Origin of the sequence: Pectobacterium carotovorum (assembly GCF_033898505.1) — a bacterium.
GTDB lineage: Bacteria > Pseudomonadota > Gammaproteobacteria > Enterobacterales > Enterobacteriaceae > Pectobacterium > Pectobacterium carotovorum_J.
In genome coordinates, this window is sequence record NZ_JAXAFK010000001.1 from 1,320,592 (window position 1) to 1,335,907 (window position 15,316).

Annotated in this window: 15 protein-coding genes; 8 read left to right on the top strand and 7 right to left on the bottom strand. The window is 50.8% G+C overall.

Annotated features, from left to right (window positions below):
• Positions 1–78 precede the first annotated feature (78 nt).
• Positions 79–2,130 carry a S9 family peptidase gene (locus tag R9X49_RS05785; RefSeq protein ID WP_319847545.1) on the top strand — a complete coding sequence of 684 codons (2,052 nt, stop codon included), beginning with the start codon at positions 79–81 and terminating at the stop codon, positions 2,128–2,130.
• 367 nt (positions 2,131–2,497) lie between these two features.
• On the opposite strand, the gene R9X49_RS05790 is transcribed toward R9X49_RS05785, so the two are convergent.
• Positions 2,498–2,728, bottom strand: a complete 231-nt coding sequence (locus R9X49_RS05790; protein ID WP_319847546.1) for a DNA polymerase III subunit theta — start codon at positions 2,726–2,728, stop codon at positions 2,498–2,500.
• 372 nt (positions 2,729–3,100) lie between these two features.
• Between R9X49_RS05790 and ftnA the strand changes: the two genes are divergently transcribed.
• The 4 genes from ftnA (at position 3,101) to R9X49_RS05810 (ending at position 5,528) form a co-directional block, all read left to right on the top strand.
• Positions 3,101–3,604: a non-heme ferritin gene (gene ftnA / locus R9X49_RS05795; protein ID WP_319847547.1), complete on the top strand. Its 504-nt coding sequence runs from the start codon at positions 3,101–3,103 to the stop codon at positions 3,602–3,604.
• A 284-nt stretch (positions 3,605–3,888) separates the two neighbouring features.
• Positions 3,889–4,245, top strand: a complete 357-nt coding sequence (locus R9X49_RS05800) for a YebY family protein (RefSeq protein ID WP_319847548.1) — start codon at positions 3,889–3,891, stop codon at positions 4,243–4,245.
• Positions 4,246–4,802: 557 nt separating this feature from the next.
• Positions 4,803–5,015, top strand: a complete 213-nt coding sequence (gene cspG / locus R9X49_RS05805) for a cold shock protein CspG (protein ID WP_010275831.1) — start codon at positions 4,803–4,805, stop codon at positions 5,013–5,015.
• Positions 5,016–5,381: 366 nt separating this feature from the next.
• Positions 5,382–5,528, top strand: coding sequence for a hypothetical protein (locus R9X49_RS05810; RefSeq protein ID WP_319847549.1), 147 nt, complete (start codon positions 5,382–5,384; stop codon positions 5,526–5,528).
• Positions 5,529–5,570: 42 nt separating this feature from the next.
• Here the strand turns inward: R9X49_RS05810 and R9X49_RS05815 are convergent, their stop codons facing one another.
• Both R9X49_RS05815 and R9X49_RS05820 read right to left on the bottom strand, forming a co-directional pair.
• Entirely contained in the window at positions 5,571–6,053 is a 483-nt protein-coding gene (locus tag R9X49_RS05815; RefSeq protein WP_319847550.1) for a hypothetical protein, read from the bottom strand.
• Between the two features lie 265 nt (positions 6,054–6,318).
• Positions 6,319–6,546 carry a YdgH/BhsA/McbA-like domain containing protein gene (locus tag R9X49_RS05820; protein WP_319847551.1) on the bottom strand — a complete coding sequence of 76 codons (228 nt, stop codon included), beginning with the start codon at positions 6,544–6,546 and terminating at the stop codon, positions 6,319–6,321.
• A gap of 203 nt (positions 6,547–6,749) precedes the next feature.
• Between R9X49_RS05820 and R9X49_RS05825 the strand changes: the two genes are divergently transcribed.
• Both R9X49_RS05825 and R9X49_RS05830 read left to right on the top strand, forming a co-directional pair.
• Positions 6,750–7,817, top strand: coding sequence for a malate/lactate/ureidoglycolate dehydrogenase (locus R9X49_RS05825; protein WP_319847552.1), 1,068 nt, complete (start codon positions 6,750–6,752; stop codon positions 7,815–7,817).
• Positions 7,818–7,856: 39 nt separating this feature from the next.
• On the top strand, positions 7,857–8,552 hold the full coding sequence (locus R9X49_RS05830) for an extensin family protein (RefSeq protein ID WP_319847553.1): 696 nt from the start codon (positions 7,857–7,859) through the stop codon (positions 8,550–8,552).
• Positions 8,553–8,571: 19 nt separating this feature from the next.
• On the opposite strand, the gene R9X49_RS05835 is transcribed toward R9X49_RS05830, so the two are convergent.
• The 4 genes from R9X49_RS05835 to yebS form a co-directional block, all read right to left on the bottom strand.
• Positions 8,572–8,763 (bottom strand): YebW family protein, encoded by a 192-nt coding sequence (locus R9X49_RS05835; protein ID WP_010302631.1) that lies wholly within the window; start codon positions 8,761–8,763, stop codon positions 8,572–8,574.
• Positions 8,764–8,879: 116 nt separating this feature from the next.
• A complete protein-coding gene (gene rsmF, locus R9X49_RS05840) occupies positions 8,880–10,334 on the bottom strand; it encodes a 16S rRNA (cytosine(1407)-C(5))-methyltransferase RsmF (RefSeq protein ID WP_319847554.1) in 1,455 nt (484 codons plus the stop codon).
• A 122-nt stretch (positions 10,335–10,456) separates the two neighbouring features.
• Positions 10,457–13,099, bottom strand: a complete 2,643-nt coding sequence (locus R9X49_RS05845; RefSeq protein ID WP_319847555.1) for a PqiB family protein — start codon at positions 13,097–13,099, stop codon at positions 10,457–10,459.
• Between the two features lie 2 nt (positions 13,100–13,101).
• Complete coding sequence (gene yebS / locus R9X49_RS05850; protein ID WP_319847556.1) at positions 13,102–14,382, bottom strand: membrane integrity lipid transport subunit YebS; 1,281 nt, start codon at positions 14,380–14,382, stop codon at positions 13,102–13,104.
• A gap of 418 nt (positions 14,383–14,800) precedes the next feature.
• Between yebS and R9X49_RS05855 the strand changes: the two genes are divergently transcribed.
• Positions 14,801–15,307 carry a GAF domain-containing protein gene (locus R9X49_RS05855; protein WP_319847557.1) on the top strand — a complete coding sequence of 169 codons (507 nt, stop codon included), beginning with the start codon at positions 14,801–14,803 and terminating at the stop codon, positions 15,305–15,307.
• Positions 15,308–15,316: the final 9 nt, after the last annotated feature.

Consider the following 15,316-nt stretch of genomic DNA (forward strand, 5'->3'; position numbering starts at 1 on the left):
GCCTTGGCATTGCCGATCAATCGTGCCACTCTTCTTGTAGAGTTAAAATTTTATGGTAAGACAACGAGATCCGACGCGATGAAAACACCGCAAGCTGAAAAACGCCCTCATGTGATGAGCATGCATGGCGATACGCGTATCGACAATTATTACTGGCTGCGTGATGACCAGCGCGCCGATCCGCAGGTGCTGGCCTATCTGGAGCAGGAAAACGCCTATAGCGACGCTGTCATGGCACCTCATGAGGCGCGCAAACGGTCGTTGTATGACGAAATGGTTAAGCGCATCCCGTCGACGGATATGTCTGTACCGTATGTCAGAAAAGGCTATCGTTACCAAAGTCGCTACGAGCCAGGCAAAGAGTACGCTATCTATCTGCGCCAGCCTGAGCAGGAAATGGACGCGTGGGACACGCTGCTGGACGGAAATCAACGAGCGGAAGGGCATGAGTTTTATAGCCTCGGCACGCTTGAAGTTAGCCCCGACAATAGGCTACTGGCACTCTCGGAGGATTTTTTATCCCGCCGGCAGTACACGCTTCGTTTTCGCGATCTGAACAGCGGCGAGTGGCTACCGGATGTGATCGAAAATGTCACGGCAGGAGCGGAATGGGCGGCGGATTCGACGGTTCTGTATTACGTGCGCAAACATGAGCAAACGCTATTGCCGTATCAGGTCTATCGTCATCGTCTGGGGAGCGATCCGGCACAGGATGAGCTGGTCTATGAAGAGAAAGACGACACCTATTATGTCAGCCTGAGTAAAACGACATCAGAGCACTATATCTCCATTTATCTCAGCAGCACCACGACGACGGAAGTGTTATTGCTCGACGCGACGCGCTCGGATGCCGTGCCGCAGGTATGCATTCCACGCCGGAAAGATCATGAATATGGCATCGATCACTATCAGGGCAAATTTTACCTGCGTTCCAACCGAGAAGGAAAAAACTTTGGCCTTTACCGCGCTGATAAGCCCGATGAGCAAACGCTGGAAACACTGATTGCACCTAGCGAAAGTCGCGTGCTGGAAGGGTTTGAGCTTTTCCGCGACTGGCTGGTGGTTGAAGAAAGAGAGCGCGGCTTGACCAGCTTACGCCAGATTCACTGGCATACGCAGGAAGAAAAAACGATCGCCTTTAATGACGCGAGCTATGTGACGTGGCTGTCGTACAATCCTACGCCAGACACGGCATTGATGCGGTATGGTTATTCATCAATGACCACTCCGAGCACGCAGTATGAATTGAATCTGGACACGGGCGAGCAGCAGTTACTTAAACAAGCCGAAGTGAAAGATTTCTCTTCGGACAATTACCGGAGCGAACGCGTGTGGATCACGGTTCGAGATGGCGTCGAGGTTCCCGTTTCTCTTGTTTATCATCGCGATCATTTCAGCCCAGGCAAGAACCCGATACTGGTCTACGGCTACGGCGCTTATAGCCATAGCATGGATCCGGATTTCAGCGTGAGTCGCTTGAGCCTGTTGGACAGAGGATTCGTCTTCGCCTTAACACACATTCGCGGCGGTGGTGAACTTGGGCAACAGTGGTACGACGATGGTCGATTGCTCAATAAAATGCATTCCTTCACGGATTTCATCGATGTGTCGCAGGCATTGATAGCAAAAGGCTATGGCGACAGGAAAAACATGTTCGCAATGGGGGGCAGTGCGGGAGGATTATTGATGGGGGCGGTGGTGAATATGGCGCCCGAACTGTTTAAAGGCGTTGTCGCTCAGGTTCCATTCGTTGATGTGCTGACGACGATGCTGGATGAGTCTATCCCGTTGACAACCGGTGAGTATGACGAGTGGGGCGATCCGAATGAGCAAACCTACTATGACTACATCAAACAATACAGTCCCTATGACTGTGTTATCGCACAGCGTTACCCACACTTGCTGGTGACTACCGGGCTGCATGATTCTCAGGTGCAGTATTGGGAGCCTGCTAAGTGGGTGGCGAAATTGCGGGAAGTCAAAACGGACGATCGTCTGGTGTTGCTATACACCGACATGGATGCCGGGCACGGCGGAAAATCCGGTCGTTTCAAACGCTATGATGATATTGCGTTGGAATATGCTTTTCTGCTGATGGTGCTTGAAATGCCTGAGGACGATCGCGGATAAGGGATAAAATGTAACTATGAGGGTAAACCCATTTTCGGGTTTACCCGATTGGCACGGCGCATTACTTCGGTTACCAAAACTGAGGTTATCAATACCTAGGTAATATCAGCCTGCGTTTTCTTCGCTCTTTTGTCAGCCCGCTTTTCGGCGGCCGTTTTCAGCGGTTTCTTCTTGCTGTTCTTTTTGCTATCCAGTCCTTTACTCATATCTTGCCTCGTTTAGATAAAAGGTTAGGTTGCCACTCCATTAACCTCCTGTGCGGGCCGAGATGCAAGTAGAAAATGGTTTTTGCTGTGTAAGAATGTAACCCGCGGAAAGGGATGTTTTCCGCGGTACAGGCGGCATAGACTGGAATGAGGGGGTAAGGTTATTTAGCCTTGGGTTCGTAGGGCAAACGCGAGAACTGGAGTGAGCGCTGGCGATAAAACATCACGCGTTCGCGAAAGTAGTTACGCAGGTACTCGGGTTGTTCTCTCTCAACGGCCTCTGGAATGACCGGCATATTGTAACGCTCTTTGAAGGCAACGCCTGATGCCGCCAAATCCACGTTAACTTTATCCATATCCTCTTTGGACAATTCTGCCAGATTATATCCCATACCATTTTCTCCTGCCGGTTGATCACAGACTCATGTGCGCCACGGTAAAGTAGCAACAGAAAAATGGCAAGTGTTCACCTTGTCATGTGGATGTTTATTATTCTCATTACGAAATAGGAATCATTTTTAATACAGGGTTTTCATAAGCGATATGAATCGCGGTTGTTATTTTTGATAATAAAAATGATTCGCAATAATATATTCCCCTAAGATTTAAGTGATAATAAATATCAATAACAATAATAAATAACTAATTGTTTTTATTGTTTATTTTATTAATCACTCCGTAGTGTTAATAAAGTGTTTTTTATTTTATTTTTTCAGGCATAATGCCCTAAATAATTTCACCTGCCGGGAAAATAGGGAGTTAATATGTTAAAAAAAGAAATGATTCAGAAGCTGAATGAGCAACTTAATCTGGAATTTTATTCCGCGAATTTGTATCTGCAGATGAGCGCATGGTGTGGTGACAAAGGTTTTGAAGGCGCATCCAGTTTCCTGAAAATACATTCTCAGGAAGAAATGCAGCATATGCAGCGCCTGTTTGACTATCTGGATGACACGGGAAGCCTGCCTGTATTAGGCGCGATTGCCGCACCGCCAATTGATTTCGATTCACTGGCTGATGTTTTCAAGCAGACCTATGAACACGAACAGCTGATTACAGCAAAAATTAACGAGCTGGCACATGCGGCGATGGCGCTGCAGGATTACTCTACATTTAACTTCCTGCAATGGTACGTTGCTGAACAGCACGAAGAAGAGAAACTGTTCCGTTCCATTCTGGACAAACTGGCTCTGGTCAAAGCCAGCGAAGGCGGCCTGTTCTTCATCGATCAGGACCTGAAAAAAATGTCTGCGGCCCCCTCAGCCTAACGACAAGCGACGCTTCTGTCGGCCAATGATGATTTGAATGATGCGGGATACAGTTCTCTTTATCCCGCTATTTTCCCCCTCCTGAATGACCTTTCTGCCGGTATCAGACCGCTAATGCTATTCCCGACGTCGCGCTCGACTTCATCTCCCTCTGTCGCTATGATCGCCTCAGTAGTGATATACAACATTCTGTTTTATAAGGTTTGAGGCTGTCTTTCTCTGATTCAGATAAGGCTGCAAAACTCACACACATCATTGTCTGAATACGCCATGTCGGGAATACCATGATGAAGAAACTCTTGCTATCTATCGTGCTTACCTCACTTTCTGTGAATGCTTTTGCTGCTGCGAAACTGGCCAATATCAGCCGGTTGGAATACGGCGAACGTTGGGCTTTCACCCGTGAAGAAGTTCAACTGATTTGCCGCCCTGGTAATGCGCTGTACGCCTTACATACCGGGACGCTGATGCAATACCCGCTAAACGATGTTGCTATTGCGCAAATGAAATCCGGGCAGGTGAGTGCACAACCGATAGACGCTATCTGGCTGGACGATCCTAAACATCCCGGCCAGAAGAAAAGCCTTCAGCCATTTATCGAGCGTGCAGAGCAACTGTGTCAACCAGATGTGAAACCGTGAAGTAATTGATTTGCCTATTGATGTTAACCAGTTACTTCTTAATGGTTAAAACAAAGTGTGAAATCTGTTCCATTTGTGATAATTGCGAGCGGATTGAGGCTGGAAAACGTGGAGGAGTTGGCTAAGCTTAAATCTACAGGGCTAGTACAGCTTGTATAAATGCCAACTTTTAGCGCACGGCTCTCCCAAGAGCCATTTCCCTAGACTGAATACAGGAATCGTATTCAGTCTTTTTTTTGATTTAAAACGTCAATGCATGGAAAAGTACACTTAACCCGTAACCTTCTTGATTTATCTTTTCTTCAGAGGCTGGCGAATTTAGCCTTGGATAGGCCTTTTAAATAATTTAAAAATAAATGCTTGCTAAAGATATTTATACATGCGTTAATGAGTGGTCGGTTTGATTCGCAGACCTAAAAGCAGTTTAGTAAAGCAGTTCTCATTTCCAAGTGTTATCCATAGATATCCCTTCTTTTGAGCCTCCTTCTCGTTGCTAATTAAATTCTGTGCACAGGCCCTATTTGCCGGAAGGCGCTATAAAAATTAAGGTAATTTCTATGTCTAATAAAATGACTGGTTTAGTAAAATGGTTTGACGCGGGTAAAGGTTTTGGCTTCATTACTCCTGACAACGGCAGCAAAGATGTATTCGTACATTTCTCCGCTATTCAGAGCAACGATTTCAAAACGTTGGACGAAGGCCAGAAGGTTGAGTTCACCATTGAAAATGGCCAGAAAGGCCCAGCAGCTGGCAACGTTGTCGCACTATAAAAATTGCGCCGTAATAAAGCTGCACTATAAATTTTAAGTGATGCTTTTCTTGCGATAGCGATGATGGTTTAAGCCGGAGCAGTCAAGAGAAGTAATAAAGAACCCCTAGCGTAAAGCTGGGGGTTTTTATTTGTGTTTTATACTAATCTTCAGCAGATTTTATTTTCAGGACTCATCGAAAATTATGTCTTGCTTCGTATCACCTATAGATATTTACCCTCACTGGCTATTTCAGAGAGAATGAAATCAATTGTTCTCTTTCTTATTATAAGAATACCTTTTATCACGACTAAATCGGTAGATTCATGCCCCGTTTGTAGCGATTATCGACTAAATTGATAGAACACGACGTGATGGGAGGAAACGATGACGGATAAACATACGAGTACCAACCACAAGGATGAAGATGAGCATCCGGCAAAAGACGCGCCGAAAGATCGGGGAGAGATTCCTCGCAAACGCGATGACAGTAAAGACGATGTTGAAGACCCCTTTGATGCGAATGAGGATTAATAGGTTGGCGACAGACTGCTGTCGCCAATGTACTGCGGAAAATTAGTGCGTTTTGGTGGCCGCAGCGCCCGATGCGTCGGGGGTGAAATAATCGCTATCATCCACAATCGGAATATAAATTCTGACCCACTCGGTGCCTTCAACCATCTCCCAGCTGTGTCCTTCCCCCTGCGTATCGGCGGCAATCAAAACCGTTCCGGGAGAAAGTAGGAAAGTAGAACCATCGCTGACCCGAAATTTCAACGTGCCCTTCAGCGTGATGACATATTGCTTGCGCGGTGCTGGGTGGACGTTCATCTCCCAGGCTTCAGTGGAGTTACTGAGCCAAAATTTCTGTGCGGTGATTTTTTCCAGCGCTGGCACGCTGCCTGTCACGAAGGCCGAATGATTGTCGGGCGTATTGATCAGTTTGATGGCCGGTATCCGTGTTTCCTCTGTGTGAGGTGAGGGAGACGCTGCGGAATAAGCCGTAACGGAAAACCATAATCCGGCAAGCGCCAGAAGAAAACGCGATGTCTTTTTCATTTAAATAAAATCCATATTATCTATGCCCGATAAGCAGGCAACCCTATCTATGTCAGCCGTCTCTGTGTACGTCTTACAACGTCGGGGATGGTACTGCTGGGGGAGATCCTTCACCAGATGGTTAAAGCAATCGCACTGATTGGTATCTCGCTTGATTTGTTTATATTTTATTCAAAAAAGGAGAGGTAAGAATCGGTAGGTGGGCGCAAGATTGGGAGAGCGATGCGACAGAGGAGCCCTGAGGCTCCCTGACGTCTGGTTCGATTTATTTATACAGAATCGCGGTGCCGCGTAATTGATTGTTACCGGTAGCGGAAACGATGCGATATGACGATGCACCCGCTTTTTTGGCTTTTTGCGCAACCTGTGCTTCGAAACCGTCTAACGTTTTTGCACCGCTAACAGAAACGGTCGCGATTTCTTGTGCTGCAAAAGCGCCGAAAGACAAAGTAGAAAGTGCGATAACTGCGATAAAATTTTTGATGCTTTTCATGGGTCATTCCTTCACATTTTATAGTGTTAATTAGGCGGTTTGCCTTGGTGTGAGAAATCATAGCGCCATGCTCTGGCAATGAATATCAGAGAGATTTGTTATTCTTTTTCAAAAATATTGTTCTTTATTGGCTGTGCCATTCATTCCCGTTCCGCAGTAGGATGAAACCTGTGAATACTCATCGGTAGATAAAGGGAAGAGACATGCAGATTTCAGTCAGCCGTCTGATGGCGACGATGCAAAGCGTATTGCAAAAAGCAGGATGTGAAGAAAACGAAGCCCGTATTGTCACCGAGCACCTTGTGACCGCGAACCTGAAAGGACATGACAGCCACGGTGTGGGGATGTTGCCGCACTATGTGGAGTTTATCGGGAAAGGCATCATGCACCCGAATACCCCGGCGCGTTTACTGCGCGATAGCGGGGCGGTGCTGCAATTTACCGGCGATCGGGGCTTTGGTCAGCGTACGGGCAAAGAAGCGATGCAGGCGGCTATTGATCGGGTGAAAACGACGGGTGTGTGTTTAATGACGCTGTCGTCTACCTGCCATTTGGGGCGCATCGGCACCTATGGAGAAATGGCGGCGGACGCCGGGCTCGTTTCGATACATTTCGTCAATGTTAACGATCTCGACCCGATTGTGGCGCCCTGGTGTGGCAGTGAAGCCCGTTTCGGGACGAACCCTATCTGCATTGCATTCCCGCCAACGGAGCATAACGCGGCCTTTATTCTGGATTTCGCCACCAGCGTGGTTGCGCTGGGGAAAACCCGTGTTGCGTATCTGGCAGGTAAAACGTTTGATGAAGAGGTCATGCTGGATCGCAACGGCGTGTCTACTAACGATCCGAAAGTCATGTGGGAAGGCGAGAAACACGGTGCCTTAAAACCGATTGCGAAACATAAAGGTGGCGGATTGATTTTAGCGGCTGAAATGCTGGCGGGATTGCTCTCCGGCGGTGGAACCATTCAACCGGAAAATGAACGTCAGGGGGCGATAGTGAATAACATGACGACGATTGTTATCGATCCCGCCAGTATGGTTTCGATGGCGTGGCTGCAAAAAGAATATGATGCGATGCTGGACTATGTTCGCTCTTCAACGGCGCCCGATCCGGCACAGCCTATTTTAATCGCTGGTGAACCAGAACGTATTTCTCAGGCGCAGCGCCATGCTGACGGTATTTATCTGTCCGATCAGGAGTGGCAGAAAATCGTGGAAGCGGGGGTATCACTGGGGATGAATCCGGCTGAGTTTGCGTTAATGGCATAATATTACTCAGGAGAAGGAAATAATCGGGGGGCGATGCTGATGCGAGGATGGTTGATATTTGCGGTGATACTGGGGGTGTTAGTGGCGCTGGCACCCTGGATCCAACGTCAACTTCCGCCCGGTTACGATCCCTTCTCTCCGCTGTCCGTCGATGACCCGCCTACGTTTATCACCCGACTGAAAATGAAATCTGTTGCCAACGATCCTGGGGCCTGTCTGGTGGTGTTAAAACAGGCGCAGGAAAGCGGACGGCTACGCTTCTCCGAGGCCAATGATATTAGTGGCCAATGTCCAGTCGTGTCGCCTGTGCGGGTGCAAGGTTTTGGCGCGGTCGCGCTGAGTTCCAGTTTCCTTGCCAGCTGTCCGCTGGCGTTGAGTAGCACCATGTTTGTGGCGCAGGTCGCAATACCACAGGCGCAATCGCTTGGCACCTCGCTGGCGCGTATCGAGCATATGGGCAGCTACGCCTGTCGAAATGTTTATCATCGGCCGGAAGGGCGTTTGAGTGAGCATGCGACGGCGGACGCGTGGGATATCGCGGCGTTTCGCCTCTCTGATGGACGGCAGATTAGCGTCCTGAATCAGTGGTCGGCAACGGACGATCGCGGCAGCTATTTGCGCACCACGTTCAGGGAAAGCTGTCGCTTTTTCGGTAACTCGCTGGGGCCGGAATACAACGCTGCACACGCTAATCACTTTCACTTTGGTATGCGCGGTTTTGGCGTGTGTCGATGAAAAGACTCAGGTGGGAAAACTAAAAATCAGCGTACTCCTGAGCGGGGATCCAGAAGCCATCGATATACTCTTCAATGGGGAAGCAGCCAGCGCGGCGCAGGCGTTGTTCGTCCATCGCTTGCAGACACTGTGCTTCGGTGTTGTAGGCGCCGACGACCAAATCGTCACAGCCATGCCCGAGATAACAAACAAATATCACTAACGCAAACATGCCGTTCTCCAGACATTACTGATTCTCTCTAGAGATGATAGATGAAAATCCGTGAGGAAAGAGGGAACGCACGGTTCATCAGGTGGTTTTATCACCACCTGATGCAGAAACCGCATTTATTCTTTAGAACGTGGCTGGGTTGAGGATGCGCCATCCCGCACTAAATCGCGCGGCAGGCTGTTTTTTATCCGGCTATTGATGCGCTTGGCCAGACCGACTGGCGTGTTCTGGTAGGTTAAAATCAGCTCATCCGCTGCAGGGAGCGGTTCTGGATAACAGTCTTTGCCCTGGAACCACTCGCAGGCAATGTCATCGGTCAGTGAGTAGGCATTGTCTGCGTTTGGATCGGCCAGCGCGACAATCGCTTCATGTTGCCAGCGAAAACCTTTAGGGAAGCGCTCGGCGAGCTTAATGCCAATGCGTGAGAATTTGATATTGCCAAAAGCGGGGGCCAGCGCCGCAGGGAAAAGCCAGATCTCGCTATCACGCTGCCAAAGTTGCAGTAACGTCTCATCCCAATGAATGCCCTGCTTACGCGCCGCCTGTATGAGTGGCGTGCAATCTTTGGGGGCAACCGGAGAGAACGGGAATTTACCGACTTTATAACCCGGGCGCGGCAGCGGCGGTACGCTAGCGGTCTTCCGCAGACGGGCAACAAAGAAGCCTTCGCTGTCATAAATCTGTGGGAAGACGTGCAGGAAGCCGTCTTCCGTTGTGGCGCGTTCGGCATCGGTGAAGAGATCGCGTAACGATTCAAATTCACAGGCGTCGGGAAACTGTGCCTGTAGCCAATGGCAGACCTGCTGATTTTCCTGCCTATTCAGCGTACAGGTGGAGTAAATCATTATGCCGCCGGGCTTCAGGGCATGGAACGCGCTCAGAATGAGGTCGCGCTGCGTGGCGGCAATCTCGGTAATGCTCTCCTGCGACCAGTGGCTCATCGCCGCCGGATCCTTACGCACTACGCCTTCACCGGAACACGGAGCATCCAGCAGTATCGCATCAAAATATTCTGGCAGCGCCGCGCCGAACACCCTCCCGTCGAAGTGTGTCATCGCGGTATTGCTGACGCCGCAGCGGCTGATGTTGGCATGCAGTACTTTTACCCGGCTGGCCGAATACTCATTGGCGACGATAGCCCCTTTATTATTCAGCCGTGCTGCGATCTGCGTCGTTTTAGAACCCGGTGCGGCTGCAACGTCCAAAACCGTTTCCAATGCATCGTTGCGATGGAACAGAGCGCTAACGGGCAGCATGGAACTGGCTTCTTGAATGTAAAACAGGCCGCTCAGGTGCTCCAGCGTATTGCCCAGCCGCGTATTTTCCTCTTCCGCATTCAGCAGCCAGAAACCTTCCTGACACCAGGGAATCGGCTCAAGCTGCCAACCATAAGGCTGCACGAGCTGAAGAAAGGCATCGACGCTGATTTTTAACGTATTGACACGGATGCTCCGGCGCAGCGGACGCTGGCAGGCGGTAATAAAATCTTCCATCGAAAGCGATGAAGGCATGATGTCTCGCATCGTGTCGAGAAATTCAGCAGGCAGGTTGGCTGGGGTAAATTTTGCCACGGCGTGGTTCCGTACAGGTTATTCAGTAAAACGAGGGAAAGAAGCGGCGAAGTGTATCACGGATCTTTATACATCATGTGAAAACGACAGGGCGATTGTCGCCGCCCTGTCAGGGATGTGCGCTAATTATTGGGGGGATTCGGAATCGCGGTACCCCATTGTCGCCACTCTTTGGGTTCCTCGTTTCGTAGCAGGAAATGTTTTCCTTCCTGCGCCTTAGGCGCGAGCGGCGTGCTGGGCGGCGTGGCGAAAGCGATACCACCGCGAATAAACTGCTGGAAGGTTCCGCTCTTGATGACGCCGCCAACCAATCCGAATTCCAGGTTGTAACCCGAAGCCTGCCAGAAGACGGAATTATCACGTACCAAATGCTGATAGCGTTTGCTGATGCGTAGCGACACGGCAATACGGTCGGAGAGCGTACCCAGCGACAGTCCGGTTACCGTACCCACTTCTATGCCGCGGAACAGCACAGGCGTACCGACCTGCAACGCGCCAGCTTCCGGTGCGTCAACGCTGATATTCAGGCCGTCCTGATAGCGAGAATCGGAGATAGTGGCCTGTTGCAGCTCAAAATTGCGCGTGACGCTGCCGTTACCCGGCTCGACGTTGATATAAGGCTGGAATAGCGTTTCCAGATGGTTCACGCCAGCGGCGGAAATTTCCGGTGTGACGACGGAAAAACGCGTTCCGGCACGGGCGAAATTACGCACATATTCTGGATAGAGCACGGCCTGCACCAGCACTTCGTTACGCTGTTCGGACAGCTTCAGCGAATCCAACTGGCCGATATCAATGCCCAGATAGCGGATCGGCATACCCGGTGCGAGCTTACTGGCGTCGTAGGTGCGCAGAATGATGCGGCTCCCCACGGCGCGCGCCGCCGTTTCGTTGTTGTACAGGACGCGTTTGCCGCCTTTAATTTCCGGTGCACCTTCCAGATTATCAAAACTGATAGCGCCCTTAAGCGCCCGATTCAGTGGGGAAGCCTGCACGGTCAGGCCCGAGGTATTCAACTGCACACGGGCGCCGCCTTCTGCCCAGAACACGCTGTTTTCCGTCAGCAGCTTACGGTGTTCGGGACGAATATAAACGTCAACTTCAAAGGTATCCGCCTTTGGCCGCACCCGCATGATTTCGCCTACCTGGAATTTACGGTACAGCACGATGGAACCGTCCTGAATATCCGGCAGGCTATCGGTCACTAAGGTGAGGGTAGGCGAGGGCGTGGAACCTCGAATGCCTTCTTCGGCTTTTTCGAGATCGCTGAACAGCGGGTAACGGGTCTGCACGTCGCCTTTACTGCCCGGTAAAACCTGAATACCACCGCTGACCCACTCTTGGGCGCTGGCGCCCAGCACTTGAATCCCATCCAGCCCCATCTTTACATTTACGCGGCTGTTAACGATGAATTTGCTGTCGCGGTGCAACAGCTGGCGATATCGCGGTTCGATCACCAAAATGAAGCTGACGCCTTGTTCATCCAGCGTGCGCGTCACCACCTGACCGATCTGCACGCCGTGCAGCAATACGGGTTGACCGCTATCAATGCCATAGCTTTGTGCCGCCGTAAGCTGAATAGATAGCGCGCCGGGCTGGGTGAGTTGCTGTTGTCCGCTATCCAGCACCGTAAAATGCTGACGCGGTTCGCCTTCGCCGGGAATGAGTGTCAGCGTTGGGCCACTCAGCAGACGTGAAACATTCAGATCGCTGAGCGAAAGCTGGGGTTTGCTGAGTTCGATACGCGTGCCTTCCCGCATCAGCGAAACCACGGAAGGATCGATGATCAGCTCTCCGCTGACCTTGCTGTCGTCCGGGTTCAACGTGATTTTATTCAGCGTGCCGACTTCCAGTCCCTGATACATCAGCGGGGTACGGCCTTCGGATAGGCTGTCGCCGGAAGGTAAATCCAGCGCGATTTTCACCCCGCGCTGGCTCTGTGCCAGATCGGGATAGAGGCGGTAGGATTGTTCGGCACCCGCGTCCTCGCTCTCTTCCGGTGAATCGAACGCGATCGCCCCGTTAACCAGCGCCGCCAGATTCTCCATCTCAATTTTTGCACCGCTGACGCTGATGTCCGCATTAAAGCCAGACACGTTCCAGAAGCGGCTGTTCTTCTTCACCAGATGGGTAAAACGGCGTTCCACCAGCACGTCAATCATGACACCGCGGCGATCCTGAGAAACCGTATAGTCGTAGACTTTTCCCACCGGGATTTTACGGTAGTAAACCAGCGAACCGGTGTTCAGTGAACCGAGGTCATCCGCATGGAGATGAATCAGCAATTCTCCGGTGTTCACGCGGTACTTGGGCTGCGTGTCCAGCGCGGAAAAGTGCTCTTGCGGTTCGCCGGAACCGGGCATCATCCCGATGTAGTTACCGCCCACCAGCGCGTCTAATCCTGAAACTCCGGCGAGAGAGGCTTTCGGTGTGACCAGCCAGAACTGCGTACCGCTGCGCAACGCTTCCTTCATGTCACTTTTGATACTGGCTTCGACCTGTATGGTGCGCAGATCTTCGCTCAGCTTGATGTTTTGCACCGTGCCGACTTCCACCCCCTGATAGCGCACGGGGGTACGCCCGGCGACAATCCCGTCAGCGGAGACGAAATCAATGGTGACCGTGGTACCGCGCTCCTGCTGGTTGGTGTAGATCAGCCAGCCGGCAATCATCAGCGCAATCAGCGGCAACAGCCAGAATGGCGATAGGCGACGCTTGTTTTTCACCGTCGCTTCGGTTGGTGTCCCGGACGTATTATCTTGCATTGTTATTCCACATCAGTGTTATCCCACATCAGTCGGCTATCCAGCCATTCAACGGCAAGGATAGTGAGAATCACCGCCGCGCCAAAGTAAAAAGCAGCAGGCCCCATGGTGAAAGCGAGGAGTTGATCGCGGTTGACGAGTGACATCGTCAGGGCAATCACAAATAAATCGAGCATAGACCAGCGGCCAATCCAGCGGATAACGCGCAGCATCTTCATGCGCATCATGATATTGCCTTCTGACCGGAGATGGATGCTCACCAGTAGCCCGAACAGCACCATCACTTTCGTAAACGGCACCAGAATACTGGCAATAAACACTACCAGCGCAACAGGAACATTGCCCGATGCGAGCGAAAGAATGCCGGAGAAGATCGTGTCTTCCGTACGGGCACCGTTGACATAAATAATTGATATGGGCAACAGGTTAGCGGGGAACAGTAAAATGATGGAAGCAATCAGTGCTGCCCAGGATTTTTGCAGGCTGTGCCGCTGGCGTAAGCGAAGCGGAATATGACAACGGGGGCAGCGCCCTCGATTGTCTGGCGAGCTGGTGAAATGGCAGGAAAGGCAGATTCGATAGCGATCAGGTGCAATCAACGGCCTCATGCGCGGGTAAAACCGCTGCCAAAGCTGGTCGGTATTTAAGTGAATCAGCGTCAACAGACTTAAGCTCATCAGCGCCAGAAAGGCGACCAGCCCGGTACCAGCCTGAACATCCGCGAATTCACGGACTTTGATCGCGGCGACAGCCATACCGACCAGATAGATATCCAGCATCATCCACTCTTTTAACCGTTGCAACATGAGCAGGATGGGCCGGAGATTCATGCCGATTCGGGGGGCAAAGAACAGGTATAACAGCGAGAAGACCAGCGTGAGCGGCGCACCAACGGTACAGAAGGCGACCATGCTTGCCGTGAGCGGATGCCCCTGACGGGTGATCTGCCAAATGCCTTCAAACAGACTGGCATTGATGGTGACGCCCAGAAGACGAATACTGATTAACGGTTCCGTGAAAGCAAACGGCATCAATACCAGCATGGCGACAGCCATTGCAGCAAGTCGTGAAATCGGCCAGTCTCTGCCTGAGCTGACTCTGGCATCGCAGCGCGGGCAGTTCGCTGTCTGGTTACGTTTCAACGGCGGTAGAGCAAAAAAGGCATCACATTCCGGGCAGCGATGATAACGATCGATCGCAGGTACAGACCTTTTCGCCCTCTCGGTTAACGGCGGTCGGGGAGAGGGAAACGGCGCAGGACTGGCTATATTATGTATTTTCATTTTTCCTGCGATCCGGTAGAAGGTGTTGAGTCCCGTTATATTCACGATAGATAACGTATTCACAGCTATACCCGTCATACTTCAAGCTGCTTGTGCGTTGGCTGCTCTTACTTACCCCAGTCACTTACCTGAGTAAGCACCCTGGGGATGCGCGCGGTTGCCGCCTGCACGCAACTCGAATTATTTAGGGTGTATTTAGTGTAACTGAAGGCTCAACGAATGATAAATTCATATAAGGCTCTGATCTCTGCCCGATATTATTTTTCAGGTGGAAATAGCACGATATGCGTGACAGCGGTACAGTAAAGCGAATGATTCTTCGCGCGAAGGTGCGAATCTTATGGCATTCTGTAACCGATGCTAATGCAGTCTGTGCGGGAATTGTTCGCACTGTGTTGAAAAGACAACGATATACTTTATGAATAAACAAGAATTTTATCAGGATCTCATTCGCGACATGTCATCGCTTATCGCGGATGAAAACCGTTTTATTACGATCTTATCAAACAGTAGTGCGCTGCTGTTTGAGCGTTTGGATGGGGTTAACTGGGCAGGGTTTTACCTGTTGGATAACGACACGCTTTTCCTGGGACCGTTTCAGGGCAAGGTTGCCTGTGTGCGTATTCCTGTTGGCAAAGGTGTATGCGGTACGGCGATAGCTGAAAATCGCATTCAGCGCGTGGATGATGTTCATGCGTTCCCTGGTCATATCGCCTGTGATGCCGCGAGTAATGCGGAAATCGTGCTACCGCTTGTCGTTAACGGGCAACTGATTGGCGTTCTGGATATTGACAGCACCCTTTATCAGCGTTTTGACGCGGATGATGAAGAAGGGCTGAAGGCCGTGGTTAGCGTACTTTGTGCTCAACTGGAAGCGAGCGATGTGATGACATTCATCAATTCTCTCATGTTGAGACAAGGTTAACGTGGCAAT

Excerpts from the sequence above, each read along its gene's own strand:
- R9X49_RS05785 (WP_319847545.1), top strand. The coding sequence starts at position 79 with ATGAAAACACCGCAAGCTGAAAAACGCCCTCATGTGATGAGCATGCAT.
- R9X49_RS05790 (WP_319847546.1), bottom strand. The coding sequence starts at position 2,728 with ATGGGATATAATCTGGCAGAATTGTCCAAAGAGGATATGGATAAAGTT.
- ftnA (WP_319847547.1), top strand. The coding sequence starts at position 3,101 with ATGTTAAAAAAAGAAATGATTCAGAAGCTGAATGAGCAACTTAATCTG.
- R9X49_RS05800 (WP_319847548.1), top strand. The coding sequence starts at position 3,889 with ATGATGAAGAAACTCTTGCTATCTATCGTGCTTACCTCACTTTCTGTG.
- cspG (WP_010275831.1), top strand. The coding sequence starts at position 4,803 with ATGTCTAATAAAATGACTGGTTTAGTAAAATGGTTTGACGCGGGTAAA.
- R9X49_RS05810 (WP_319847549.1), top strand. The coding sequence starts at position 5,382 with ATGACGGATAAACATACGAGTACCAACCACAAGGATGAAGATGAGCAT.
- R9X49_RS05815 (WP_319847550.1), bottom strand. The coding sequence starts at position 6,053 with ATGAAAAAGACATCGCGTTTTCTTCTGGCGCTTGCCGGATTATGGTTT.
- R9X49_RS05820 (WP_319847551.1), bottom strand. The coding sequence starts at position 6,546 with ATGAAAAGCATCAAAAATTTTATCGCAGTTATCGCACTTTCTACTTTG.
- R9X49_RS05825 (WP_319847552.1), top strand. The coding sequence starts at position 6,750 with ATGCAGATTTCAGTCAGCCGTCTGATGGCGACGATGCAAAGCGTATTG.
- R9X49_RS05830 (WP_319847553.1), top strand. The coding sequence starts at position 7,857 with ATGCGAGGATGGTTGATATTTGCGGTGATACTGGGGGTGTTAGTGGCG.
- R9X49_RS05835 (WP_010302631.1), bottom strand. The coding sequence starts at position 8,763 with ATGTTTGCGTTAGTGATATTTGTTTGTTATCTCGGGCATGGCTGTGAC.
- R9X49_RS05845 (WP_319847555.1), bottom strand. The coding sequence starts at position 13,099 with ATGCAAGATAATACGTCCGGGACACCAACCGAAGCGACGGTGAAAAAC.
- yebS (WP_319847556.1), bottom strand. The coding sequence starts at position 14,382 with ATGAAAATACATAATATAGCCAGTCCTGCGCCGTTTCCCTCTCCCCGA.
- R9X49_RS05855 (WP_319847557.1), top strand. The coding sequence starts at position 14,801 with ATGAATAAACAAGAATTTTATCAGGATCTCATTCGCGACATGTCATCG.